At 64.2% G+C, this 23,095-nt stretch carries 27 protein-coding genes; 17 read left to right on the top strand and 10 right to left on the bottom strand.

What is annotated here, in order from left to right:
- Positions 1-128 precede the first annotated feature (128 nt).
- The 6 genes from AC24YW_RS17700 to AC24YW_RS17725 all read left to right on the top strand — a co-directional run bounded on the left by AC24YW_RS17700 (position 129) and on the right by AC24YW_RS17725 (position 5,436).
- Positions 129-983 carry a CheR family methyltransferase gene (locus AC24YW_RS17700; RefSeq protein WP_487483917.1) on the top strand — a complete coding sequence of 285 codons (855 nt, stop codon included), beginning with the start codon at positions 129-131 and terminating at the stop codon, positions 981-983.
- A gap of 16 nt (positions 984-999) precedes the next feature.
- A complete protein-coding gene (locus AC24YW_RS17705; protein WP_487483918.1) occupies positions 1,000-2,091 on the top strand; it encodes a protein-glutamate methylesterase/protein-glutamine glutaminase in 1,092 nt (363 codons plus the stop codon).
- Between the two features lie 5 nt (positions 2,092-2,096).
- Complete coding sequence (locus tag AC24YW_RS17710) at positions 2,097-3,824, top strand: chemotaxis protein (RefSeq protein WP_487483919.1); 1,728 nt, start codon at positions 2,097-2,099, stop codon at positions 3,822-3,824.
- 145 nt (positions 3,825-3,969) lie between these two features.
- On the top strand, positions 3,970-4,410 hold the full coding sequence (locus tag AC24YW_RS17715) for a hypothetical protein (protein WP_487483920.1): 441 nt from the start codon (positions 3,970-3,972) through the stop codon (positions 4,408-4,410).
- Between the two features lie 158 nt (positions 4,411-4,568).
- Complete coding sequence (locus tag AC24YW_RS17720; RefSeq protein ID WP_487483921.1) at positions 4,569-4,853, top strand: hypothetical protein; 285 nt, start codon at positions 4,569-4,571, stop codon at positions 4,851-4,853.
- Positions 4,854-4,989: 136 nt separating this feature from the next.
- A complete protein-coding gene (locus AC24YW_RS17725) occupies positions 4,990-5,436 on the top strand; it encodes a CHRD domain-containing protein (RefSeq protein WP_487483922.1) in 447 nt (148 codons plus the stop codon).
- 43 nt (positions 5,437-5,479) lie between these two features.
- Here the strand turns inward: AC24YW_RS17725 and AC24YW_RS17730 are convergent, their stop codons facing one another.
- From AC24YW_RS17730 to AC24YW_RS17740, 3 genes are all read right to left on the bottom strand, one after another.
- The gene (locus AC24YW_RS17730) at positions 5,480-5,845 is read right to left on the bottom strand and encodes a VanZ family protein (RefSeq protein ID WP_487483923.1); all 366 of its coding nucleotides are present in this window, start codon (positions 5,843-5,845) and stop codon (positions 5,480-5,482) included.
- 90 nt (positions 5,846-5,935) lie between these two features.
- Entirely contained in the window at positions 5,936-7,528 is a 1,593-nt protein-coding gene (locus AC24YW_RS17735) for an EAL domain-containing protein (RefSeq protein ID WP_487483924.1), read from the bottom strand.
- Between the two features lie 609 nt (positions 7,529-8,137).
- The gene (locus AC24YW_RS17740; protein ID WP_260383833.1) at positions 8,138-8,269 is read right to left on the bottom strand and encodes a hypothetical protein; all 132 of its coding nucleotides are present in this window, start codon (positions 8,267-8,269) and stop codon (positions 8,138-8,140) included.
- A gap of 1,080 nt (positions 8,270-9,349) precedes the next feature.
- Between AC24YW_RS17740 and AC24YW_RS17745 the strand changes: the two genes are divergently transcribed.
- The 3 genes from AC24YW_RS17745 to AC24YW_RS17755 all read left to right on the top strand — a co-directional run bounded on the left by AC24YW_RS17745 (position 9,350) and on the right by AC24YW_RS17755 (position 10,675).
- On the top strand, positions 9,350-9,640 hold the full coding sequence (locus AC24YW_RS17745; protein ID WP_487483925.1) for a hypothetical protein: 291 nt from the start codon (positions 9,350-9,352) through the stop codon (positions 9,638-9,640).
- A gap of 41 nt (positions 9,641-9,681) precedes the next feature.
- A complete protein-coding gene (locus AC24YW_RS17750) occupies positions 9,682-10,098 on the top strand; it encodes a hypothetical protein (RefSeq protein ID WP_275513254.1) in 417 nt (138 codons plus the stop codon).
- 355 nt (positions 10,099-10,453) lie between these two features.
- Positions 10,454-10,675, top strand: coding sequence for a hypothetical protein (locus tag AC24YW_RS17755; RefSeq protein WP_487484219.1), 222 nt, complete (start codon positions 10,454-10,456; stop codon positions 10,673-10,675).
- Between the two features lie 15 nt (positions 10,676-10,690).
- Here the strand turns inward: AC24YW_RS17755 and AC24YW_RS17760 are convergent, their stop codons facing one another.
- Positions 10,691-11,902: a flagellar basal body-associated FliL family protein gene (locus AC24YW_RS17760; RefSeq protein ID WP_487483926.1), complete on the bottom strand. Its 1,212-nt coding sequence runs from the start codon at positions 11,900-11,902 to the stop codon at positions 10,691-10,693.
- A 183-nt stretch (positions 11,903-12,085) separates the two neighbouring features.
- On the opposite strand from AC24YW_RS17760, the gene AC24YW_RS17765 reads away from it, so the two are divergent.
- Entirely contained in the window at positions 12,086-12,328 is a 243-nt protein-coding gene (locus AC24YW_RS17765; RefSeq protein ID WP_487483927.1) for a hypothetical protein, read from the top strand.
- A gap of 97 nt (positions 12,329-12,425) precedes the next feature.
- Positions 12,426-12,668 (top strand): hypothetical protein, encoded by a 243-nt coding sequence (locus AC24YW_RS17770; RefSeq protein WP_487483928.1) that lies wholly within the window; start codon positions 12,426-12,428, stop codon positions 12,666-12,668.
- An 18-nt stretch (positions 12,669-12,686) separates the two neighbouring features.
- Here AC24YW_RS17770 and AC24YW_RS17775 read toward each other — a convergent pair whose 3' ends face one another.
- Positions 12,687-13,070, bottom strand: coding sequence for a hypothetical protein (locus tag AC24YW_RS17775; protein WP_487483929.1), 384 nt, complete (start codon positions 13,068-13,070; stop codon positions 12,687-12,689).
- 332 nt (positions 13,071-13,402) lie between these two features.
- Between AC24YW_RS17775 and AC24YW_RS17780 the strand changes: the two genes are divergently transcribed.
- Positions 13,403-13,849: a hypothetical protein gene (locus AC24YW_RS17780; protein WP_487483930.1), complete on the top strand. Its 447-nt coding sequence runs from the start codon at positions 13,403-13,405 to the stop codon at positions 13,847-13,849.
- 64 nt (positions 13,850-13,913) lie between these two features.
- Here AC24YW_RS17780 and AC24YW_RS17785 read toward each other — a convergent pair whose 3' ends face one another.
- On the bottom strand, positions 13,914-14,567 hold the full coding sequence (locus tag AC24YW_RS17785) for a hypothetical protein (protein ID WP_487483931.1): 654 nt from the start codon (positions 14,565-14,567) through the stop codon (positions 13,914-13,916).
- 20 nt (positions 14,568-14,587) lie between these two features.
- Complete coding sequence (locus AC24YW_RS17790; protein WP_487483932.1) at positions 14,588-15,325, bottom strand: metallophosphoesterase family protein; 738 nt, start codon at positions 15,323-15,325, stop codon at positions 14,588-14,590.
- Positions 15,326-15,517: 192 nt separating this feature from the next.
- On the opposite strand from AC24YW_RS17790, the gene AC24YW_RS17795 reads away from it, so the two are divergent.
- Positions 15,518-16,144: a transglutaminase-like cysteine peptidase gene (locus AC24YW_RS17795; protein WP_487483933.1), complete on the top strand. Its 627-nt coding sequence runs from the start codon at positions 15,518-15,520 to the stop codon at positions 16,142-16,144.
- A gap of 10 nt (positions 16,145-16,154) precedes the next feature.
- Here AC24YW_RS17795 and AC24YW_RS17800 read toward each other — a convergent pair whose 3' ends face one another.
- The 3 genes from AC24YW_RS17800 to AC24YW_RS17810 all read right to left on the bottom strand — a co-directional run bounded on the left by AC24YW_RS17800 (position 16,155) and on the right by AC24YW_RS17810 (position 18,227).
- On the bottom strand, positions 16,155-17,426 hold the full coding sequence (locus AC24YW_RS17800) for a hypothetical protein (RefSeq protein WP_487483934.1): 1,272 nt from the start codon (positions 17,424-17,426) through the stop codon (positions 16,155-16,157).
- A gap of 86 nt (positions 17,427-17,512) precedes the next feature.
- Entirely contained in the window at positions 17,513-17,788 is a 276-nt protein-coding gene (locus AC24YW_RS17805; protein ID WP_487483935.1) for a hypothetical protein, read from the bottom strand.
- A 76-nt stretch (positions 17,789-17,864) separates the two neighbouring features.
- A complete protein-coding gene (locus AC24YW_RS17810; protein WP_487483936.1) occupies positions 17,865-18,227 on the bottom strand; it encodes a hypothetical protein in 363 nt (120 codons plus the stop codon).
- Positions 18,228-18,716: 489 nt separating this feature from the next.
- Between AC24YW_RS17810 and AC24YW_RS17815 the strand changes: the two genes are divergently transcribed.
- The 4 genes from AC24YW_RS17815 to AC24YW_RS17830 all read left to right on the top strand — a co-directional run bounded on the left by AC24YW_RS17815 (position 18,717) and on the right by AC24YW_RS17830 (position 22,976).
- The gene (locus AC24YW_RS17815) at positions 18,717-19,919 is read left to right on the top strand and encodes a polysaccharide biosynthesis/export family protein (protein ID WP_487483937.1); all 1,203 of its coding nucleotides are present in this window, start codon (positions 18,717-18,719) and stop codon (positions 19,917-19,919) included.
- A 267-nt stretch (positions 19,920-20,186) separates the two neighbouring features.
- Positions 20,187-20,675, top strand: coding sequence for a hypothetical protein (locus AC24YW_RS17820; RefSeq protein WP_487484220.1), 489 nt, complete (start codon positions 20,187-20,189; stop codon positions 20,673-20,675).
- 45 nt (positions 20,676-20,720) lie between these two features.
- Positions 20,721-22,223 carry an O-antigen ligase family protein gene (locus tag AC24YW_RS17825; RefSeq protein WP_487483938.1) on the top strand — a complete coding sequence of 501 codons (1,503 nt, stop codon included), beginning with the start codon at positions 20,721-20,723 and terminating at the stop codon, positions 22,221-22,223.
- Between the two features lie 135 nt (positions 22,224-22,358).
- Complete coding sequence (locus AC24YW_RS17830) at positions 22,359-22,976, top strand: hypothetical protein (RefSeq protein ID WP_487483939.1); 618 nt, start codon at positions 22,359-22,361, stop codon at positions 22,974-22,976.
- The last annotated feature ends 119 nt before the right edge of the window (positions 22,977-23,095 follow it).

Consider the following 23,095-nt stretch of genomic DNA (forward strand, 5'->3'; position numbering starts at 1 on the left):
GGACCGGCGCGCCGCCAAAAGGAGCGCGCCGGTCCGCTCCAGCCTTCCAGTAGACGCGTAGGATTCAAGATGGCCCGGATGGCCCGACATTCAGTGCAGGCGGCCGTCACGAACCAGGGCCGTCATCCATGATGCCCGCCGTGCAGGATACGGCCGTGCATCTGTCGGACCGCCACTTCCGGACCATCGCCGAGTTGATCGAGAGCCAGGTCGGCATCAAGCTGCCGCAGGGCAAGCGGCTGATGTTGGAGGGGCGGCTGCACAAGCGCGTGCGCGCGCTGAACTTCTCCGACCTCAATGAATATGTCGAGAACCTGTTCGAGCCGGATCATTTCGACGGCGAGCTCACCCATCTCATCGACGTGGTGACGACCAACAAGACCGACTTCTTCCGCGAGCCGCAGCACTTCACCTTCATGCGGGACGTCGCGGTCCCCGCTTTGCTCAGATCGCACGGACGGAAGGACGCCAACCTGAAGATCTGGAGCTCGGCGAGCTCCACCGGCATGGAGGCCTACACCACCGCGATGGTGCTGGACGACATGAGGCGGAACGGCGCGCGTTTCCAGTACCGCGTCCTCGGCACCGACATCTCGACCGCGGTGCTGCGCCTCGCCAGTACCGCGATCTACACCCGCGACGTGCTCGCGCCGGTGCCGGAGCCGTTCGTGAAGCGCTATTTCTCGTCCTCTCGCGACAAGTCGCGCGGCGAAGTGCGGATCGTGCCCGAGCTGCGGCGCATGACGCACTTCATGAGGATGAACCTCATGGACAAGTCCTATCCGGTCGACCGCGACGTCGACATCATCTTCTGCCGCAACGTCCTGATCTATTTCGAGCGCGAGACCCAGCGCAAGGTGGTTGAGCAATTGTGCAGCCATTTGCGTCCGGGCGGCTATCTGCTGGTCGGGCATTCGGAATCGATGATTCACAGTGCCGTGCCCGGGCTGAAGCAGGTTCAGCCAACCATCTTCCAGGTCTAGGCGGAGCGCAACCACGATGCCGAGGGAGAAAGTTCGCGTTCTGATCGTGGACGATTCGGCGTCGGTGCGCCAAATCCTGCTGACGATCCTGAGTGAAGATCCTGATATCGAGGTGATGGCGACGGCGTCCGATCCGTTCGTGGCAGCCAAGCGGCTCGAGAAGGAGCTGCCCGACGTCATCATTCTCGATCTCGAAATGCCGCGGATGGACGGTATGACCTTTCTGCGCAAGATCATGGCGCAGCGTCCGATCCCGGTGATCATCTGCTCCTCGCTGACGGATGAGGGTTCGAACGTGATGTTCGAGGCGTTCGAGGCCGGCGCGGTCGACATCGTGCCGAAGCCGAAGATCGACACGCGGCAGGCGCTGCTCGAATGCTCGACGCGGCTGCGCGAGGCCGTGAAGTCGGCCGCGCGCGCCCGGGTGCGTCCGCGGGCGGAACGCCGCGCGATCGAGAAGAAGCTAACCGCCGATGCGATCATCCCGCCGCCGGTGCCGGGCAAGGTGCGGCCGACCACGGAACGCATCGTGTGCATCGGCGCCTCGACCGGCGGCACCGAAGCGCTCAACGACGTCCTGGAGATGCTGCCGCCGCATTGTCCGCCGCTTCTCATCGTCCAGCATATGCCGGCGGGCTTTACCACAGCCTTTGCCAAGCGGCTCGACGGCATCTGCCAGATCAGGGTCAAGGAGGCCGAGGACGGCGAGCCGGTGCTGCCGGGCTGGGCCTATATCGCGCCCGGCGCGCGCCACATGCTGCTCCAGCGCATCGGCCTGCGCTACCAGATCGCGATCAAGGACGGGCCACCGGTGTCGCGGCATCGCCCCTCGGTCGACGTGCTGTTCCGCTCCGCCGCCCAGCATGCCGGCGCCAACGCGCTCGGCGTGATCATGACCGGCATGGGCGATGACGGCGCGCGCGGCATGCTGGAGATGAAGAAGCTCGGCGCCGCGACGCGCGCGCAGGATGAAGACAGCTCGGTGGTGTTCGGCATGCCGAAGGAAGCCATCGCCCATGGCGGCGTCGAGAAGGTCGTTTCGCTGCATCAGATCCCGCGCGAGATCATGCTCTGGTACCAGGCCGGGCATCCCGCGGTGGCAGGCTGACGGCAATGTCGCTCATTCCAGCCAATACGCTCACCGAGGCAATCGAAGGGATCGAGGACGTCTCCTCGCGCATCGAGGACGTGTTCGCGCGCGTCGGCCACGAGCTCGGATGCGGCCATCTCATCTTCAAGGAGCTGAACCAGGGTCTCGCGGCGCTTTCCGCCGAGCTCTCCGGTGCAGAGATCGAGGGCGCTGCAACGGCGCTGCAGGAGATCGCCGCGCGGCTCAGCGAGCTGGCGCAGGCGCTGCCGGCCGAGACCGCGCTGCTCGAGACGATCGGCAGGAGCACGGCGGAAGCGTCCACTCTGCTCAAGCCGCTGTTCAAGCACATCCAGATGATCACCATCATCGCCCGCAGCGCGCGGATCGAGGCGGCCTCGCTCGATGGCGATCGCGAGGGCTTCCTCGCCTTCACGCAGGAGGCCTATGATCTCGGCAAGGCTGTGCAGGGTGCGATCGAGGGCAGTGCGCGCGATCAGCAGCGCCTGTCCGAGGCGGTCGCCACCGCATTCGGCCGGCAGAAGGAGTTCGAGAACCGCTACCGCAATCAACTGGCGGCGGAGAGCGCCGAGCTCGGCTCCGCCTATTCCGGCTTGCGCGATCAGCGCAGCAACAGCAGCCATCTCGCCGATCTCGCGAGCGCCAGCACCAGGAAGATCGCCGAGGCGGTCGGCAGCGCGATCATCTCCTTGCAGGCCGGCGACAGCACGCGCCAGCGCCTCGAGCATGTCTCTTGCGGCCTCCGCCTCGCTTCGGGATCCGCGCCGAGCCTCGTTCCCGAACCTGTCGCGAGCGAGGACGGCGCGCGCACGATCTGTCAATTGCAGGCGGCCCAGCTCAGGGATGCCCAGCGCGAATTCGGTGGCGACATCGGCCAAATCGTTCGCGCGCTGACCGCCATCCTGCACGACGCGGGCAGTGTCGTCGGTCACGGCCGCACGCTGTTCGGCGGCGAGGACGGCGGCTCGTCCTCGTTCCTGGCGCGCATCAAGCAGACGCTGGCGCACGCCTCGGCCCTCATTGCGACCTGCGAAGGCGCCGGCCGCTCCGTGGACGAGGCGCTCGCGATCGTCGAGGATACTCTGACGAAGTTCCGCCAGGCGATCGCCGGCCTCGCCGAGGCGACGGTCGACATCACGCTCATCGGCATGAATGCGGGCCTCAAGGCGAGCCATCTCGGCAGCCGCGGCAGCGCCTTCGTCGTCATCGCCAACGAGCTCAAGGCCACCGCCGACCAGGTCTCGCTGGGGGCGGGACGCTTGAGGCCCGTGCTCGACGACATCGAACGCTCGGCGACGGAATTGAAGCAGCTCCGCGTCCAGGGCGATCCCACCCAGCTCGCCAAGCTCGAGCCGCAGATTCTCCAGGCGCTGCGCGAGGTCGAGGCCGGCAATGAACGGCTCGGCAAGCTGATGAGCCGGCTCGTCGATGAAGGCGCGGAGTTCGAGCGGCTGATGAATTCGGCGCAAGGCCTGATGAGCACGCTCGGCGACGGCTCCGCGGCGCTGCCCGCGTTCGCCGCGCGGCTGGAGACCGCGAGCGCGGGCGCCCAGAAGCCGCGGCCGCAAGCGCAGGACGAGGCGATGCTCGACGAGCTGTTTGCGCGCTACACGATGGAGCGGGAGCGGGATGTCCACCGCCAGTTCCTGCAGACGCTCGGGCTGAGCTCCGTCGCCACCACCCGCCGCGTCGAAGCCGTGGAAGCGGCTGACGACGGCATCGAATTGTTTTGACGTCGCTGCGCGCCGCCGAGTGCGCCGCCGAATTTGACGGATTGATTTTGCAGGGCGTTAACCGTGGCGGAATGCTCCCCGTCTCGGTCATTGTCGCGCCTCAAGCTTCGTTGCAAATACGTGCAGATTACGGGTGGATGTTTCCATGAAAGAGGGCAAATACGCGGCGTGGTTCAGAACCGCGCACGCGCAAGGCACCGGTGTCGTACATCTGGCCGAGGGACGGATCTCGGGCAGCGACAGCTTTTTCAACTATGGCGGCTGCTATCAGTTCGACAACGACCGGCATTTCACGGCCGTCCTGACCACGCGGCGACATGCCGACGGGCCGCCGACCGTGTTCGGGCTCGACGAGGTCGAGGTCGAGCTCTCCGGCGTTTATAGCGGGGCGATGGCGACCTGTTCGGGAACAGCCCGCCAAGCGCCCGACGTGAGATTCGAAGCGACGCTGATCTACAGCCAGGAAGAGGCGCCGGCTCCCGACCCCCAAGGCGCGGTCGTGAAGCTCAAGGCCAACAAGCTGCCCAAGAGGCCCGACAGCCGTTCACGGCCGCGGCATCCGTTCACGACGGGCGCGCCCAAGTGACAGTGGATCGGCAACAAGCTGCGCCGGTCCACCCGGCTCCCATCTGCGCCGCGCTTAGCATTGCGTTGACGTTGTTGGCTCGAATTCGCGCTGGAGCAACTCCGCCTTCAGAAGCGAGAGCTATCTAGTCTGCGATAGATCAAGCGTGGTGGAAGAACATGCCTCAAATCTGGATGACATACGACGAGCTCGGCGCGCTTTGCGGCTGCGATGCTATGGAGGCGAGGGACCGTGCCATCCATTTGTCGCTCGATCGTCGCAGGAGTCGCGACGGGGCCACGCGCGTCAAGCTCGATCTGGCGCTGACAGCCAGGTTCTTCGCGTCCGTCCGGGAGGCGGATTTCGATCTCGACTGCGCCATCGAAGCGCTGCATGACACCCACCGGAAGATGGCCGAGCTCCTGGTTCCCTCCGAGCCTCACACGAGGCGCGGGGCGGCTTGAGCCGGCGCGTGATGCGTTTGCGAAGGGCTAATTCCCGCGATCGTCGTCCCGAATCAGCATAAGCTCTGCAGTGGAATGCCGGGCAGTCCTCGGTGTTTTCATCGCCGGAACCAACGAAATCCGCAGGAGGAAGTGCATGAGCAAAGCGCTGTGTCGACGGTCCGTGGCACTGCTGGGGGCGCTAGCGCTGGTCGGAGGCGTCGGCGCGACGAGCGGAACGGCAGGTGCGGAGGTCGTGAAGCTGCAAGCGGAGCTCAAGGGAAGCAATGAAGTGCCGCCGAACAGCTCGACCGGGTCGGGCAAGGCGGAGGCGAGCTACGACACCGAAACGAAGGTCCTGACCTACGTCGTCACCTTCACCGGGCTGACGGGACCGGCGATAGGCGCGCATTTTCACGGCCCCGGCGAGGCCGGGAAGAATGCCGGCATCGCCCTGCCGTTCAAGACGGCGCAAAGCCCGATCGAAGGCAGTGCCACCCTCACCGAGGCGCAGGCGGCGGATCTGTTGGGCGGAAAATGGTACGCGAACATTCACACGGCCGCGAACCCAGGCGGTGAGTTGCGCGGTCAGATGATGAAGTAAGGACCGGGTCGGCCGGTCGTTCCGCCGAGGCCATGCTCGCCGTTCAGGCAGGTGGTCTGGGCAGGAACGCCAGGATCATCTGGGCGAGCATGACGCCCACGGTGCCGCCCGCCGCCTTCTGCAGCACGTCGAGAAAGCCTGGATCGCGATCGGGTATCAACGCTTGCATCAGCTCCAGCCCCATGGCGACCGCGATGACGAGCGAGCAAGCAAGGCCGAACCGTCCCGGCAGCAGGAAGGACAAAAGGAAGCCGAGCAGGCCATAGGCGCTGAAGCGCTCGATCACGACGACCCAATAGGCCTCGTGGTGACCCATGAGCGCGGGCCGGCCCGACAGCTTCGCCAGCGTGGCGTAGACGATCAGCGCCAGACAGATGCTCGCGGCTGCTATGAGGTGGCTCCTGCGCATGGTGCCAACATACAAGCTTGCTCGACACTCCGGTCGGAAAGCCGAAAACATCGTTAGAGAATATCGTTAAAGCCTCTGGGAGCCGGCCAGTCAGGCCACCAAGGCCGTCGCGCTGGATGTCGCCGCGTCCGACGGCACAACCCGGCGCGACTCGATGAGCGCATTGAATTTTGCGGCGGGCAGCGGCGGCGCAACCAGATAGCCCTGGCCCTCCTCGACGCCGGAGGCGAGCAATGCGCGGAGCTGCTCCTCGGTCTCGATGCCTTCGGCGACCACGCTCATATTGAGGTCCTTGGCGAGCGCCACCAGCATCTCCACGATCGTGGTCGTCGATGCGTCCACCGTGATCGTGTCCACGAAGAACTTGTCGATCTTGATCGTGTCGGCGCCGAGGCCCTTCAGCCGCGACAGACCGCTATGGCCGACGCCGACATCGTCGATGGCGACGCGGAAGCCGCGGGCCCGCAGCTCGGCGACGACCGAAGCGGCGCGCGCGAGATCATCCAATTCATCGCGCTCGGTGATCTCGACCACGATCTGGCGCGCGGAGACGCGCGCCGTCAGAACCGTGCGCCGCAATGCTTCGACGAAGCCGGCGCTCAGAAGGTGCTTGGGGACGACGTTCAGCGACAGCTTGAAATTCTTGTCCGCCCTGAGCAATGGCCTGAGCTCGGTGAGCGCCGATCCCAGGATCTGCCAGGTCATCGCCTGGATGCGCCCACTGGATTCGGCGAGCGGAATGAAGTTCATCGGCGGGACCACCGAGCCGTCGCGGCGCAGCCAGCGCGCCAGAATCTCGCAGCCATTGATCCGGCCCGTCCGGAGGTCGAAGATCGGTTGGTAATATGGCTTGAACTCGCCGGCCGTCAGCGCCCGGTCGAGATCGGCGACAGGCCCTTCCATGCGGCGGTTGCGTGCCAGCAGGACGCCGAAGATCGCGCCAAGTCCGAGCGCCACTGCGAGCGTTGGCCAATAGGCCTCGTTGTTCCAGCTCGACAGCACCGCGCGATCGAGCTGGATCCTGGCATGAAGCGGGAGCCGAGCGGACGTCCGCTCGAAGCTGATCGGCGCCGGCAGAGACTTGCCGGCCTCGGTCTGGAATTCACCGAGCTTCTCGCCATTGCTCAAGGCGAGGATCACCTGGCTGTGCGCGCGCAGCTCGGCGGGCATGATGTCGAACAGGCTGGCATTGACACCGACAATGGCGACCAGGGCGGAGTTGCCATTGACGTCCCTGAGCACGCCCAGGGCATCGCCGCCGAACTGCTCGACGCGGAACAGGGAAAGCGTCTTGTCGCGCGAAGGCAGCATGTCGCGCCGATCCGCCCATCCCTTGTCGAATTCGAGCGTCTCGGAATAGGCCGAGCAGATCACCGAGCCGTCCGGCTTGACCAGGCGGACGTCCTTGATCGCCGAGCGTTGGTAGACGTGCAGGCGGATGGCTTGCAGTGCAGCCGGGTCGCAGCTGGCGAAGTTGCGCCGCGCAAGCTCGTCCAGGCTGCCCGCAGCGAAATCGACCGCAAGCTCCGAGCGGCGCAGAACCACCTCGGTGAGCTCCTCGAGCTGGTGCGCCTGGTGCTGGCGAATGACGGCCTCGGCGGCCAAATGGCCCGCCAAGGCGAATGCCATCGTGCTCGCAAGCACGAGTGCCACAAACGGGAGGTCTGGTCGCAGCAATCGCATCCGGTTCAGGCGAAAACAGGCGGGGCGGAAATTCGAGCAAGGCGTTGAGATTGATCCTAGCCGGCGGGGGCTAAGATAGGGTTTAAGGTAAAGACCAGCCGAAGGCCTGCCCCCGCCAATCGTCTGGCGACTCAGGGCGAGAACCAAGCATGGAAAGTTGAGCAATATGATCAGGACGTTAAGTTTCGTCGTGGCGTTGACAATCGGGAGCTCTGTGGCCTCGGCGCAGGGGACCAAGGACCAGCCATCGGGCACGCAGCCCACGTCCGCGACGCGTAGCGGCACGGGCACGAATTCCGGATCTGACACGATGGGCGGAGCCTTCAAGGGAACGGGGACGCCGAGCTACGGAACCAGCCCCGGCATGGGGTCCCAGAAGAGGACGCACAACAATTAGGTCTCGGCGGGACCGGCCGCCACCATCGGTGACTGGTCGCGCCCTTCGCAGAAGAGCGCTCGCGCGAAGACTGGTTGTGGGAGCCCGGGGCTGGAATCTGCGGAGCCGGTTCTGCCGCCTTGGGCCTATGACGGCTTGTGGTTCTGATCGGCGATATCGCCGCATCTTCACGGCAGCGACGAACTGTGAGCGCGAGGCGAGCGCTGCCGCAATCAGCTCTTCTTCGCGGTCTTCGACTTCAACGAAAGACCAAGCCGCAACGCCATGCGCTTGATCGCATCAGGCGAGCGCCCGAGAGCTTTAGCTGCCTGCTCCAGCGAGGCTGAAGACTTGGCCAGCTCCATGAGCCGGCGATCTTCCTTGAACGACCAGGGCCTGCGCGCCATAACCGAAATGATCCTCTCGTCGACACAACGACAAAGCCGCCAAGCGGACCCATGTTCGCTCGACGGCTTTGCTTGGGTGGGGCCGAGCTTGGGGGAGCCCGGTGAGAGATGGATAAGCAATCGCCGAAAGTTCGCAACAAACAACGCGGGTTAAGCTAACCTCTCAACCTTACCGCGATGAAGTTGGTCAATGGCGCTCCGTAGAAGCACGGATGCTTCTTCAGCGGTCTCGTCCGAGAGGCCGCTCGATACGTTCGAAAACGTTTCGCAAGACCTATCGTGCAGATCGCAGCTGTGCCCGACGACAGCGCATCCAGCCGCTTCGTTCGAGGCTGCTGCCGCCGTGAACACGGGTTAACATCGCCCGCTGGATATCGCCCTCGAACGATGAGAGATTTCATCATCCTCCGGGCTCGTGGTTTGCAATGACCAAACTTCAAGCATCACGTTGCACAAACTTCATCTTCCTCTGACAAAACTATCAGCGCCGATGATCTTGAAGTCGTCAGAACATCACGTTGAAATGGGCCGGGAGGAGCGTTCCGATCATTGGGAACATTCCAAATGCTTGCAATTCTGGTTTTGATTTCGATCTTTGCAGCTGGTTTTTGCTGCGGCTATGGCGTACGGGCGTGGCGCTCGCGCAGGCGATCGGCGCGGTATCGTCTCTATGCGCCCTACACGCCGGCAGCGATGGGGGCCAAGCAGAGCGAGCATCCATCGTAGTGGCACAGCCATGGCCGCGATGGGGGCGCACGCTGGTCCTGCCGTGTGGCCGGGTCGGATAACCATGCGCAGTTAGGTTAACGCGGTGCGGCGCTTGAGAGCTTCGGAAAGGCAATCTAGAACGTAACAATCCATGGCAATAGTTTAGCCGCCTCCATATTTTTCGCGGCTCGCATAGGTGGGCGTGAATGGCGTATTTGATTGCGTTGCTGGGCGCGACTTGCGTCCTCATTTTGATCGCGTTTGTTCGTAGCTTTGAGCGGCGGCTCAAGGATCGGTCGGGGCCTTGGATCATGAACGAGGGACCTGCGAATGACTGATCAAAGGCACAACGCGCCGCGCAGGTATTTCGTCGACACCCAAGGGCATCGTGTGCTGATCGGCCTGTCTCCGAAGGAGACGGCGGAGTTCGAGGCGCTGGATCTCGCATCGAACGAGACAGGGCAATTCACATCCGAGGTCCGCGCGCGAAAGGGCGCCGCTGTCGACGGCGAGATCCGCTGGCACGAGCTCTATTCCAAGCACGAGGGAGCTTGGCGGGCATGGATTGCACAAAGCCAGACCGGACGGGCGCCGGATTCAGGATTTGTTAACTACGTCTGACCGATGGTACCCGTCTGGATCTCGTATGTGGGATGGCCCGGATGTTTCAGCTGTTCCTGAGAGCGCGCGCACACAATCTTCTCGGCTCCCGCCGCGAGGACAAAACCTTCAAGGCCCGCTCGGCCGAGCGTGATGCGGAGACCGACCGCGTGCGGATCGGTGCCGTTCTGGCCGCGCTCGAAACGGCCTTGCAGGAGGCGGAGAGGGAGCAGGCCGGACTCAACCGGCGGGTCGACGATGCGCTTGCGCGTGCCTCCGTCACCTTCGGAAACGGCACCGATGAGTATCTCGAGCGGGAGGCGCTCGATAATTATCATCAGGATCTCTTCGCGGCCGACATCTCGAACGGCCAGCGCCGGCTCAAGGAATTGGCGAGCAGCATTGCCCACTTGAAGTTCGTCAAGACGGCAATGCTCACGCGCTTTCCCGATTTCAAGCCGCCGCAGCTGAACAGCTAGTCACGCGTCTGCGGCCATCCTTCGACGCCCGCTTTCAGCGTGCTCCTCAGGATGAGGAGGGAATGCGCGGCAGCAGCAATGTCAACGAGCACCGACGCCAAATGGCCTCATCCTGAGGAGGCGCGCAAGCGCCGTCTCGAAGGACGAGGCGTGAACATAGTCGCCGTCAGGAGGCGCCGCGGTAGTCCTACCGGCACGTCCGGCAGATCGCACGACACTTCACCGGTTTGCCGTTTGGTGCTTCGATCCTTTTTGATATGATTACGAAAATCATTGATGGATTGAAGGAGCGTAAGAGGTGCCAGTCAAAAATTTGCGGACGTTGGTTGGATTGGCAGGTGCTTTGACATTGGCCGTGCCGGCGACGGCCTCGGCCATCACTGCCGAAGTGGCGCGGGCATGCGATGCCGCAGTGGCCAAGGCCTTCCCGCCCAGGCAGATCGGCAACCCAGCGGCCGGGAGCGCCAAGGGAACGGGCAAGGATCAGCGCGAATACTTCCAAAAATGCGTGGCCAACAACGGCAAGGTCGACGACATGCCGGCCGCCGCGCCCAAGGACACAAAGCCGGCCAAATAGAAGACAAAGGCTGTGTTAGCGCCGGGGCGGCGGGCAGGGCGAGTAGAACGCGCCGTTCGCCGCATTGATGCGTTCGACGCATTGATTGGGATCGGTGATCGTCCCAGCGACGGTGAAGTCGTAGCCCAAGCCCTTGACCAGCACGACGTAGCGACCGGGAGCGAGCGTGAAGCCGTCTTGCTCCGGTTGCAGCAATAGCATTCTCGACTGGTCGTCGATCGGACCTACCTTGTAGGGGTAGGACATGCTGCGGATGACCCAGGAATCGCCGACGCTGACCATGGCCGCTTTGCCGGTGGCATCGACGCCCATCGACCGGGAGACTTTCGCGATCACCCGAACTTCGGTCCCGCTGGCGTCGACACCCCCGTCGGGCCTGAACACGATGAATTTGACGTCGCCGTTCATCAATGTGGTCGCACTCGGCGTGTTGATGGCGGCCGAGATCGCGACCCGCCGGTCCGGAATTTTTCCGGGCACCGGCTTCAGCTCATGGAGCTGGCCCTCGCTCAAGGCGTAGACGCCGAACGTCGTCGGCAAAGGCATCGAGGGGTGCGCCGCCGGCCCCTGCTCCTTTGTGCTCTCCGGGATTCGTTCAGCGGTCTCGCTGGCCGAGGGAGTCGGAATTGCGGTCGGCTGAGGCTCCGGGCTCTTGGCTGTACGTTCAGGCTGCGCCACCTGCGACGATGCCGTCAGTTGTGCCTTCAGCCGCGGCCAATACACGACCGCGGTGCCGGCGCCCGCAACGAGCAGGAGGATCGCGGTCAATCGAATGAGAGACTTGAAAGCGCCGCTCCGTTTGGGTTGGTCCGGCGATCCCGGCGGTGCGGCAGGACGCCGCGGCGTCTCGGCAGCCATCGGAATGGGTGATGACGCCGAGGCAGCGAGCGTCGGAATGGGCGGGGGGACGGGGACGTTCACCGGTGGAGAATTCGCTACGGGGACCGAGGCATCCCTGGGGGGTACAGACTTCTCGCTTCGCTCAAAGGCGCGTTCGACCTCCCGAATGGCGCGTTCGAGGACTTGCTGAAGCTCTCGCGCTTCCCGCGCATCGGCGTGGGTGAATTGTTCCAGAAGCTTGACGCGAGCCAGCTCGTAGACGACATCCCGCATCTGCCTGGGGTCGCCCGAGACTTCGCGAATCCGCTCCGATAACAGGCGGACGAGTCCGGCCTTGATCTCTTGCGCCTGCGAGGCGTTGGCTGCGGTGTCGCCGGTCTCGGTCATCAAGACCGATCAACTAGCCCGGATAGTGCTGTTTCGCTAGGCTTTTCACCTCGGATCGCGTCGGTCGCGATGAAGCGCGCTGATGCTCCGGCCCACAAAGGTTCTGCGCGGTCGTTTCGTAGCGCTTGCTTTTGGGCGGAAACCTGTGACATTTCGACCGGCTCCTTCTTCCGGTGTGTGACCATGCGCGGCATATTGACGGCAATCATGTTTTTGACCTTTCTGGTTCAGTCTGCGTCTGCACAAGGGACCAGGGACCAGGCCAACACGACCAGCTCCAGCATCGTGACGACGACCGACAAGAAGAAGCAGACCACCCAGGCCGCCTCGCGGCCTACGGCTATCCGGAACGTGGGTAGCGGTTCTACCGGACAGGCGGCCCAGGGTGTCTGGCGGGATGGCAAGCTGATCGCGGTGCCTCGCTGAGGTCACCCGTGCCTCGGTGAGGTCACGCAACGAACCGTGATGTCGCCGTGACGGAACGGTGTTCGCCTCCCTGACGTTCTTGCTCGGGAGATATCGCATGAAACGATTGGTCTTGATCATACTCGCCCTTGTCGCGCCTGCCGGCGCCTGGGCCCAGGGCGTCAATGATCCTTCGTCGCCCAACCGCAACGTGATCATCGTCAACCCGTCGCAGCCGGCGCCCCCCAACGCGACTCGGAATATTCCGAGCCGGATCGAACCGCCGGTGACGACCTACGGACGGGCCCGGCCCTATCGCGGCCCCACGACCCGGGGCAGCGGGTCGAGCCGTCGTTATTAGGGTCTGTTCCGCGGGTAGCTATTGCGGGTTGACTTCGACCTCCAGGGTCGACGTTCCCACATCGTGTCTGTTCTTGCCCGAGATCAGCAGCGTGAACTTGTCCGCGCCCGGCGATTGGCCTTCTGCCGAATAGCGGAACCCGGATCCGACCACGGCCAATTGTCCCCGTGATGGTCCGCTGACGACGGAGACGTTGAAGATCTGCATGTATGACCAACGCAGTCCCTGAATGCAGTCGGCGCCAGGGATGATCGACATCGTCCATTTCACCGTATCCTGCGACAAGGCGAAGGGCGTGCGCTCCTTGATGCAGAGCGGGCTGGCGTGAGCCGTGAGCGCGGACATGGCATAGGCCGCAACGGCGACACGCAACGACGATACCAGGCTTGCGCGCATTCTCATCGATGGATGCCGAAGTCTAGCAGCAATGGCCTAACGAGGCCTTAGAACGGCGCTATTGTCCTTGCGGCGCATCATCCGATGCCGATCGCTGATCGGTCGATCACCGGTCGGCCTCTCTCCGGATCATGCCAGACTAGCCCTGTTTTGCCCGACGGATCAAGCCAGCTTTCGGAAAATACGTAAGTCATTGATTCGGTTGGTGCCGGCTACTGTGCATGGGGTTGTTTTTCGCTTTTTGAAGGGACGGCCGCCGCGTTCCGAAAATGTTGCAATTGGCAGCCGCATCAGCTGAAGTCGCGGCTGCCGCTCGGCCCGCCATCGGAGTCATCGGAGTGCTCTCCCTTCGCCGCAAGTCCCAGTCAGACCGCCGCAGACCGGCGCGCGCGCCGGTTCAGGCGGCCGTGGCGGCCGCTTTCGGATTGGCTCTCTACGCCAGCCCGCTGTCATGCCATGCTCAGACCGAGCCGGGGCCGTCCGTCAACGACTATCTGCCGTCAAGCGAGCCGGAAGTCTCGCGCGACGAATGGCGGCAGCGCATCGAGGATGCGCGGCGCCGTGCCAAAGAAGTCTCGCGCGAGCGGCGCGAGCATCCGGAGCTCTACAAGCCAATTCCGCAAGATCCGGACCTCGTCGCGACCGAACGCCTGCTCAACGACGACAGCCTGCAGCCAGGCGACATCGTCAAGACCAAGAAGGGCATGTTCGTCTACCAGGGCCGATCCGATCAGCCGCGCCGCGATCAGGACTTCGTGCCGGTCAATCCGAAATCGGTCCGTTGAGCTTGAGCATGATCCGGAAAAGTGTGTAGCGGCGCGATGACGATTCATCCAATCGCATCGCGCTTTAATACCGCCGCAAGATCTCGTTGAATCTGGGATCGGTCAGCTTCGTCGTCTCCAGCAGCAGCGACTTGCCTTGCGGCGTTGCCTGAACGTAAGCCGCGATCAGCAGCGGCTCGTAACGCGAGCGGCTCGCCAGCGCCGAACGGATGTCGGATTGCGCCAGCAGTTTGATCTCCTCGTCGGTTGCAGCGGCGCTCGAGGTCACGGTGCGGACGCGTGAGAAGGCAACGTCGATCGGCACCGACCCGGTCAGGTACGACATCTTCACCGCAGGCGTGACCGTCTCGCCGGCCTGGGCCTGTAGCGTGCCGAGCGTGAGCCAGAGCGCCGGCCTGATCGGCGAGACTTTCAAGGCTGCCACGACGGCGGCTTGGGCCGTCTTGTTCTCGCTGGCCCTTCCGCCTGCCTCGGCCGACGGACGGTGCAGAACGTCGGCGGCCATCGCCGCCGCGTAATTCGCCAGGAGGTCGCCATCCCACGAAACGGATGCCAGGCTGCCCGCGGCCGCGAGCTTGGCCTTGTCCGGCGGAATCTCGCCCGAGAACAAGTCGCTGGCGCGAAAGTTCGGCCGCACCAGATCGCCATAGAACGTCATGCCGGCGTGGAGCGCCAGCGCGATCGCGGTCAAGATGCCAATGGCGCGAAGCGTGATCACCGAAGTTACGGCCCAAGCTTTCAAATTGCGAGAAGACTATCGCCCTGGATCGTCAAGAGCGTCAAGTTGCCGGTCGCGTAGGCGCCGGTATCGATGTTGATGCGGTTCGACCGGATATCGGGCGCGCTGACCGGCGTATGGCCGTGCACGATGTATTTGCCGAAGCGCTCCTCGGAGGCGAGGAATTCCTCGCGGATCCAGAGCAGGTCCTCATCCTTCTGGCGATCGAGCGGGACGCCCGGCTTGACGCCGGCATGGACGAAGAAGAAGTCGCCGCAGGTAAAGGAGGAGGGCAATTGCTGGAGGAAGGCGAGGTGCTCCGGCGGCATCGCGCGCTTCAATCCCTCGATCAGCTCGACTTGTTGCTCCGCGGACGGATTCATGGTCGGCGTGATGCCGTAGGAGACCAGTGTCAGCAGGCCACCATAGTGGCGCCACTCCTGCAGGCGGGCCGGGTCCTTGAGGACCTCGAGCAGGAAGACCTCGTGGTTGCCCTTCAGGCAGACCGTCTCGTGCGATTTCGAGCGCGCGATCAGGAGATCAAGAACGGCGCGCGAGTCCGGGCCGCGATCGACATAGTCGCCGAGAAAGACCTGAATGGCGCGTTGGGGAGCCGAGCGGGCGAGATCGACGTCGATCACGGTTAACAGCGATTGAAGCAAATCGGCACGGCCATGCACGTCGCCGATCGCATAGACGCGGACGCCATCGGGAAGCCGAGGCTTGGTCTTCTTTCGAAAGCGGGAGGAAAGGCCCATCAGGTCGGTCGAATCGCTTCCAGCGTCACGAGCGGAACGTCGTGACGCTCTTAGCAGAACAAGTCACACATCGGTATTCTTAATTGTTTCCGACCGATGAGCCCGCATTTTGATTAAAGCCTCGCGTGGCCTTTGAGCCGTATTTCAAGAGGTCTCGCGTAGCGTCTCCCCAACAAGAACGGGGAGCGCGACATGCGCAAAGTGGTAAAGTTCCTGGCGGCCGTCGCCGCCATCGTCGTTGCTGCGGGGGTGCAGCAGAAAGCGGAAGCCGCCTTCGTCGGCGCGCCCTTGGGGCTGCGCGGCGCCATCCAGTACATCAAGTTCGACCAGCCGACGCTGCCGCCGATGGCGTTCACGCTGTTCTGCCTGAAGTACAAGGACGAGTGCAAGCCGCGGCCGCAGCAGATCGTCTTCCGGGGGGGCCGCCTGAAGCTGACGGCCGAGCGCTTGGCGCAGATGCAGGAGGTCAACCAGCGGGTCAACACCGCGATCCGTCCCGAGGCCAATCTGGAAGGGCTGCGCGGCGAAAAGTGGCTGCTGCATCCGGCCAGCGGCGATTGCAACGACTATGCCGTGACAAAACGCCACGATCTGATCGCCAAGGGCTTTCCGCCCCGCTCGGTGCTGCTGAGCGAGGTCGTGACCAGCTGGGGCGAGCATCATCTCGTGGTGGTGGTGCGCACCTTCTCCGGCGATCTCGTGCTGGACAATCTCTCCGGCCACATCATGCCGTGGTCGAAGAAGCCCTATCGCTGGGTTCGCATCCAGTCGCCCAAGAACCCGAACTACTGGGCCTCGCTCGGCGATCGCGCGGTCTAATTGCCGCGCGCTATCGTGATCCGGATTGACTGACGCTCTGCGACAGTCCGAGGCCCACGATGACCGAAAGACACAGGATTGCTGCCGGGTGCAGCAACCCGGGACCGGCAAAGCTCTGAACGAGCGCAAACAGAACACAGGCTGCGGCCGAAGCGGGAAAGAACGAGTCGCGTCCGCGCTGCAGGGCGCCGAAGAACAGGCGAACCAAAGCCAATAGGCTCACTGCAATCATGGTGACCAAGCCGACCCAACCCATCCCCGCGAACACCGATATGGCCGCCGAGGGCGCGGTCAGGACGGCGCCGGCATCGCTCTGATAGATCCTGCCCACCGCAGCAAAGGTCCCGGCGCCGGCGCCGAACCAGCGGGTGTCGGCCAACATCCGCTCGAGCGCGGCCTTGGTCTCGGCCCCCATCTCCGGAATGAGCCGCAGAAGGATCGGTCCGGAGCTCTTCTCGAACAGGAAGGTCAGCACGATCGCCGCGCCGGCCAGCGCTGCCACCGACAACGCGCTCGCGGCCAATGGCGACAGATCGAGTCTGCGGATGACGAGGATCAGCAGGATCAGCACGACACCAAAGGCCGCTGCGATCGCGCTGTTGGTCCCGGACAGGCCAAAGATCGCGGCGGCACTGACCAAGGCTCCGACCAGACCGCAAAGGCCGATCGCGACTGAGCGAAGGACCGAGTGATGCGTCTCCGCCCGTTCAGCCGCGAGCTGCATGACCGCCAGATTGAGCATGAGGCCGAGCCCGGCCAGGCTGGTTGTGAGGTCGTGGGGGACGGATCCGACAAACGCCGGCGAGAGCCGATGCAGGTCCAACATCAAGGCGGAGATCGCGGTGACGCCGCTCAGCACGAACAGAACCAGCTCGGCACGGCCGCGGTTTCGGACCACTGGGATCGCGACGCCGAGCAATGAGATCGCGGCCAGCGCCAGCAGCAGCGCATTCACCGTCAAGCCGATATCGGCCGTGATCGGCCCGAGCGACAGGCCACCGATCACCTCGTGGGCGCTGGCCCAGATCGGATGCGCAAAGCGCAGCGGAAGCGGAGCGAGCTGAGCCGCGATGCACAGCGGAATGGCGAGCAGAATCCAGCGGCCCCAGGAGGTGGCACGGAGATAGTGCTCGTAGTCGCCCTTTCGCGAGCTGGAGGCGGCGGCCAGCACGCCTAGCGCTGCGGCCATCGTTCCGAGCTGTGCCCCGAGCGTGGCGCCGGCGATTTCGAGAGCGGAAGCGGAAACGATGGAGACGATGAGGGCAAAATAAACGAGGGACAAACGGCGCGCTCGACACGGAATCCTGAAACGGGTCAGGTCACCATACAAGCGAGCGGTGCGTTTTCAAACAGAGGCCTGCGCCGCGATCAGCGGGTGGCCTTGACCGGCCGACCGAAGACGCGGGTGGCGCGTGCGGCGGCAAGGGCAAAGCGCGCCCCCGAACCGAAGAGGTAACCGCCCTGCAGCGCGATGGCGGCGAACGCCGCAACCTTCATGCCATCAAGGAAGCCAAGGCTGGTCATCATGCTGACCGGCAGCATGGCGAGCACCAGTGCAAATGTGACCGGGAGGAGCACGAACACGCGAAAGCGTTGGCCCAGCACGGCACCCGTGAGAAAGCTGAAAATCAAAAAGGCGGTCATCCGAAACACTCTCCGTGCTCCGGACCCTAGGTTCCCCTCCCTAAAAAGACCCTTAAGTTGTATGGCTAAATTTGGCCTATTGGCCGCAATTTGCCAGCAGCGCATGATAGGCCTCCCGCAGCCCGTTGAGCGCCACCATACCCTTGATCTCGCTGTCGCCTTCCCTGACCACCACGGACAGGGAGGCCGTCGTCTGCCACTTCCCGGCGGCAAAGGCCGAGACCTCGTCGGGCATCAGCACGGCCGCGCCCGCGGCCGCCATGCTGGCATCAAAGGTCAAGGTGCCGCCGCCGCTCGCCGCGATGGTCACCTTGGGACGGGCGCGGGGCGGGAAGGGCCGGATCAGCGCCACCAGCACATCGACCTTGCCCTTCGGGGCGCAGCGCACGATCAGGCCGGCAAAGTCCGGGTCCGATTGGGTGGTGTCGGCAGTCTTCATGATGGCCGCGAAGCTCTCGCCGTCCTTCGCCCCTTGGCTCCGGGTGAATTTCCAGACCGACGAAGACACAGGAGCAGCCACCGCAACAACGGATGGACCGCTACAGACGGCGGCCGCGCTGCCAGGGCAGGCGACGGCGGGGCCCCATGCGCGATCGGCGGCGCCAAGAAGGGAGCCCGCCAACAGAGGGATCAGAAGGAGGCCAGACACCGGGAGTTCCTATCCTTAACAGCGCAGACTTAGCAGACGGCGGCGAGGTCAAGAAAGCCTTGCGCCCGACACATCGAGCCCTTGAGTCGGGCGGTTTGCTCACCGATCGGGCACACGAAATACAACAAATAGTCACAAAGACTTAAACTAAGCCCCAAACAGTGGCCCACACGCAACAGTGGCCGGCCGATCGCACCGTTAACCACTCGGGAACCCTTGTCGCACCGCCCGCGCCGCCGTACCAATCGAGGCTAATTGGGGTCTCTTGGGGCGCGATTCATGTATTCCTTTGCCAAGTCATATCTTTTCAAGCCAGCATTTCTGGCGACCGCTTTAGCGCTCGGCGCCTGCTCGACCAATCCCGGCTCGGGACCGCTTACCGACGACGTCAACAACAAGATCCAGACGGAAAACGCGCCGGCCTACGAGCTGGTGCCGCTCAATCCGGCGACTGTGAAGATCCTGCACACCCACGAGCCCAAGGGACTCGCCGGCGTCTTCACCGACCGCCGCCCGCCTGCCAGCATCGTGTTCGGCATCGGCGACGTCGTAAGCGTCACCATCTTCGAAGCCGCAGCAGGCGGTCTGTTCATCCCGGCGGAAGCCGGTGTCCGCCCGGGTAACTATGTGACCATCCCGGATCAGTCGGTCGACAATGATGGCTTCATCACCGTGCCCTATGCCGGTCAGATCAAGGCCGCGGGCCTGACGGCGGTCCAGATCCAGCGCGCGATCGTCGAGAGGATCGGCAACCGCGCCATCGAGCCCCAGGCGGTCGTGGCGATGTCCTCGCAGCGTACCCAGCTGATCAGCGTGCTCGGCGAGGTCAATGCGCCGGCGCGGTATCCCGCGAGCGCGGCGGGCGCGAAGGATCGCGTGCTCGATGCGATCACCCGCGCCGGCGGCATCAAGGGCCAGGGCTTCGAGACCTGGGTCATGCTGGAGCGTGGCGGACGGCGGGCCACTGTACCCTTCGAGAATCTCGTGATGGCGCCCGAGAACAACGTCTATGTGCGCCCCGACGACAGCATCTACGTCTATCGCGAGCAGCAGAAATTCATGGCGTTCGGCGCCAGCGGCCAGAGCGGCGAGTTCAACTTCGACGCCTGGCGCATCAACCTTGCCGAAGCCGTCGGCAAGGCCGGCGGCCTCTTGGACGGCCAGGCCGATCCGTCTGCCGTGTATCTCTATCGCCGCGAGCCGCGCGAGGTCGCTGCCCAGCTCGGCATCGACGTGAGCAAGTACACCTCGGAGACGATCCCGGTCATCTTCAACGTGAACTTCCGCGATCCGGGCGGCTTCTTCCTGGCCACCAAGGTGATGATGAAGAACGGCGACATCATCTACGTCTCGAACTCGCGCAACGTCGAAGTTGCCAAGTTCCTGAACTACATGCGGGTGATCATGGCGACCGGCGGAGATGCGGTGAACCTCTCCAACGATGCGCTGATCTTCCGCAACAACATCAAGCTGGCGCCGTAAGACGCCGACTTGACCGACCAACGACGATGGCACCGGGGCTTTGTCCCGGTGCCATTTTCGTTTAGCGGTCCAATCGGTATTGTCGCTGCGCCGACGAGCCCGAGATCTGGATCAAGGCGTCACTCGGCACGGCGTGCCGGTCGTCGGTCACCCCGCGGCTTTGCAAGGGGCTTCATGCGCTTTCGAACGTGTTTCCGTCTTTTGGCTCTCGTCCCGCTTACCTTCGCGCTTGCACCGGTCGGGCCGGTGGTCGGTGCTGCCGCGGAGATGGGCGTGCGTCACCGCATCGATGTGATGGTTTCCGCCGAGCCTGATGCTCCCGTCCTGGCGCGCCTCAAGGGCGCCAAGGGCGAGCTGTCCTTCACTGTCCGCCTCTCGGCGAACTCCAAGGAGAGCAAGTTCTTCGGGATGCTGCGCCCGTCCTTCCCCGACATCGTCGTACCCGATGGCCCAGGCAAGCCGCTGGTGCAGCAGACCAAGCTCTGGGAGGAGGACGTCTGCCATCAGCGCCGCGGCCTGCCGAAGGTCACCGTGACCCAGCTCGGCGGGTATTTTGCGCAAGGGGAGGGACGGATCGAGATTTCCGCCATCAACCGGCACATCGGCGTTCTGGTCCCGCCCGACGAATTAACTCCCGGAATAAAACTCGATCAGGGGAGTGATAGCTTTGGATTATTCTATGCGTTCCGGGCGCAGAGCCGGAACAGCCGCCTCAACGTGGATCTGAAGATCTATCCGATCAATTGCTTCCTCTAGGCTTCAAGCAAAGCTCGCGCGAAGAAAGCTCGCTCCAGAACGACGATGCGCCTTTGGCCTCCCACCATAAGCTGGTCCAACTTTCGCTGGTCGTGGAGCCTTCCGGCTGCCTTCATCCTGTTCTTCGTGGCCGCGGGCGCGCCGTTTCCATTCGGCTCGACCAACGATCTGTCGATCGCGTTCTGGTGCCTGTGTCTCGGCATCGCGGTGATCTTCGCGCCGACGCGCGATCTGCGATCGCCGCATCTCTGGCTGCTCGCCGGCATCGGCGTGATCGTCGCGGCTTATGCCTTCGTGCTGCACGAGCAGCTTTCCGATCATCCCTTCCTCGCGCCGTTCCAGCCGATCTGGAAGCAGGCTTCGGATCTGCTCGGCGTGCCGATCGCCCCGTCGGCGTCGATCGTCAAGAACGAGGCGTTCTTCGCGCTCGGCGCGCCGCTCGCCAACATCCTTGCCATCGTGCTCGGCATCACCGTGGGCGCCGACCGGACGCGCGCGCGCCGCCTGCTCTGGGTCATCGCGATCTCCGGCGCGGCTTATGCTCTTTACGGCGTGCTCTCGTTCCTGATCGAGCCCACCATGATCCTGTGGCGGGACAAGACGGCGTATCTCGGCAGCGTCACCGGCACCTTCATCAACCGCAACACGGCAGCGGCCTATTTCGGCTCGGCCGCCGTGATCTGGATGCTGCTGATCCTGGAGGACGTCCGCCGCCGCCTGCCGGAGCGGCACATCGAATGGCGGCGTCTGTCGTTGGACTTGCGCGCGATTCCGCCGAAAGAGATCCTGCCGCAGCTCGCATGCCTCTTGATCTGCCTGATGGCGATGTTCATGACGACCTCGCGCGCCGGCGTCGGCCTGTCGCTGCTGGCGATGATCGTCGCCTTCACGCTGTTCCTGCGCAAGGACCTGCCGCCGCGCACCGGCATCTGGATCTCGCTCGGCTCTGGGCTTGCCGTCGCGCTCGGCCTGCTGCAGCTGCTCGGCGGCCGCGTCTCGAGCCGCTTCGACAGCCAGGGCCTGGTCGACGAGGGCCGCATCGAGGCCTGGAAATCGACGCTTCGGATCATCGCCGACAATCCCTGGTTCGGCACCGGCATGGGCACCTTCCAATGGGCCTTCCCGCCGTACCGCAGCCCCAACATCTCGATTCGCGGCGTTTGGGATGCGGCGCATTCGACCCCGCTGGAGCTTGCCTCCGAGGTAGGCATCCCCATGGCGCTCCTGGTGGCGCTCGGCTGGGCGATCATGCTGCTGGTGCTGGCGCGGGGCGTATTCACCCGCCGGCGCGACGTCATCATCCCGCTTTCCGCGGCGGCGACCGCAACGCTGTCGCTGCTGCATTCGTGCCTCGACTTCACGCTCCAGGTGCCCGGCTACAGCATTCCGTTCTTTGCGCTTTTCGGCGCGGGCCTGGCGCAGTCCTTCTCCAGCCGGGAAGCTCGCCCCGCGACGGATGCCGGCGCCACCGCACCGCGAGCCGAGGGCCGCTCCGCAACCGCCGCCACAGCGGCGCGGGCGAAGGGCGAGCTTCACAAAACTGTCTAGATTTGAAGCAGTTGCGCCGTTTACGAAGTCTTTAGAATAAGTGGACAGCTCTTCTCTCTTCCGCTAGGTTCCGCACTGCACAGCCATTTGCCCGGGCCGAGGAATCGGGGCAGCTGATTTTTTGGAGGTTGTTTTATGAGCGTTATCAAAATCGCGCTTCGCATGGCTGCCGCCGCGGCCTTCGCCGCGACGATCACGACGGCCGCCAGCGCCGCCGTTTACCCGCCGCAGCGCCAGCTGCCGGCCACCGTCATTTCCGACTTCAAGGCCGCTCCCAACAGCCTCTTGCAGCAATATCCGACCGGCGGCCCGCAGCTGATCTCGCGCGTGCGCGACCTCGGCGCCTCCGATCCCACCACGCTGCCGGGCCTGATCGCACTGCTGAAGGATCCCGCGACCACCAAGGACCAGATGCGCGCGATCGTCGCCGGCCTCGCCCAGGTCGCCCGCATGGCGGCGCAGAGCGACCAGGCCTATGCCAATGAGATCCAGGCCGCGATCGCCAATACCGGCAACGCCGACGTGATCGCCGCCTACCAGGCCGCGACCGGCGACGTCGCGATCGCCGCGACCGGCGGCGGCGGCGGCGGCGGTGGTGGCTCGGGCGCCGGCGGCCCGACCGGCAACGGCTTCCCCACCGGCGGTGGCGGTGGCGGCATCGTCGTGTTCGGCAACAACACCACGCCCAACAATCCGCCGGGCGGCGGCGGCGGCGGCGTCGGCGGTACCACCAACAGCGTCAGCCCGCGCTGACCGGAGCCGGCCTGTGCGGCCGGCCCATGACACCTCTTCGAGCAGCGGCGCCAGCGGGCGCCGCTTTGCTTTTGCGCCGTTAAGCTTCCTGCAAAAAGTCGCGTGAAGCGCGCGCTGCA

This window comes from Bradyrhizobium sp. USDA3516 (genome assembly GCF_057651995.1).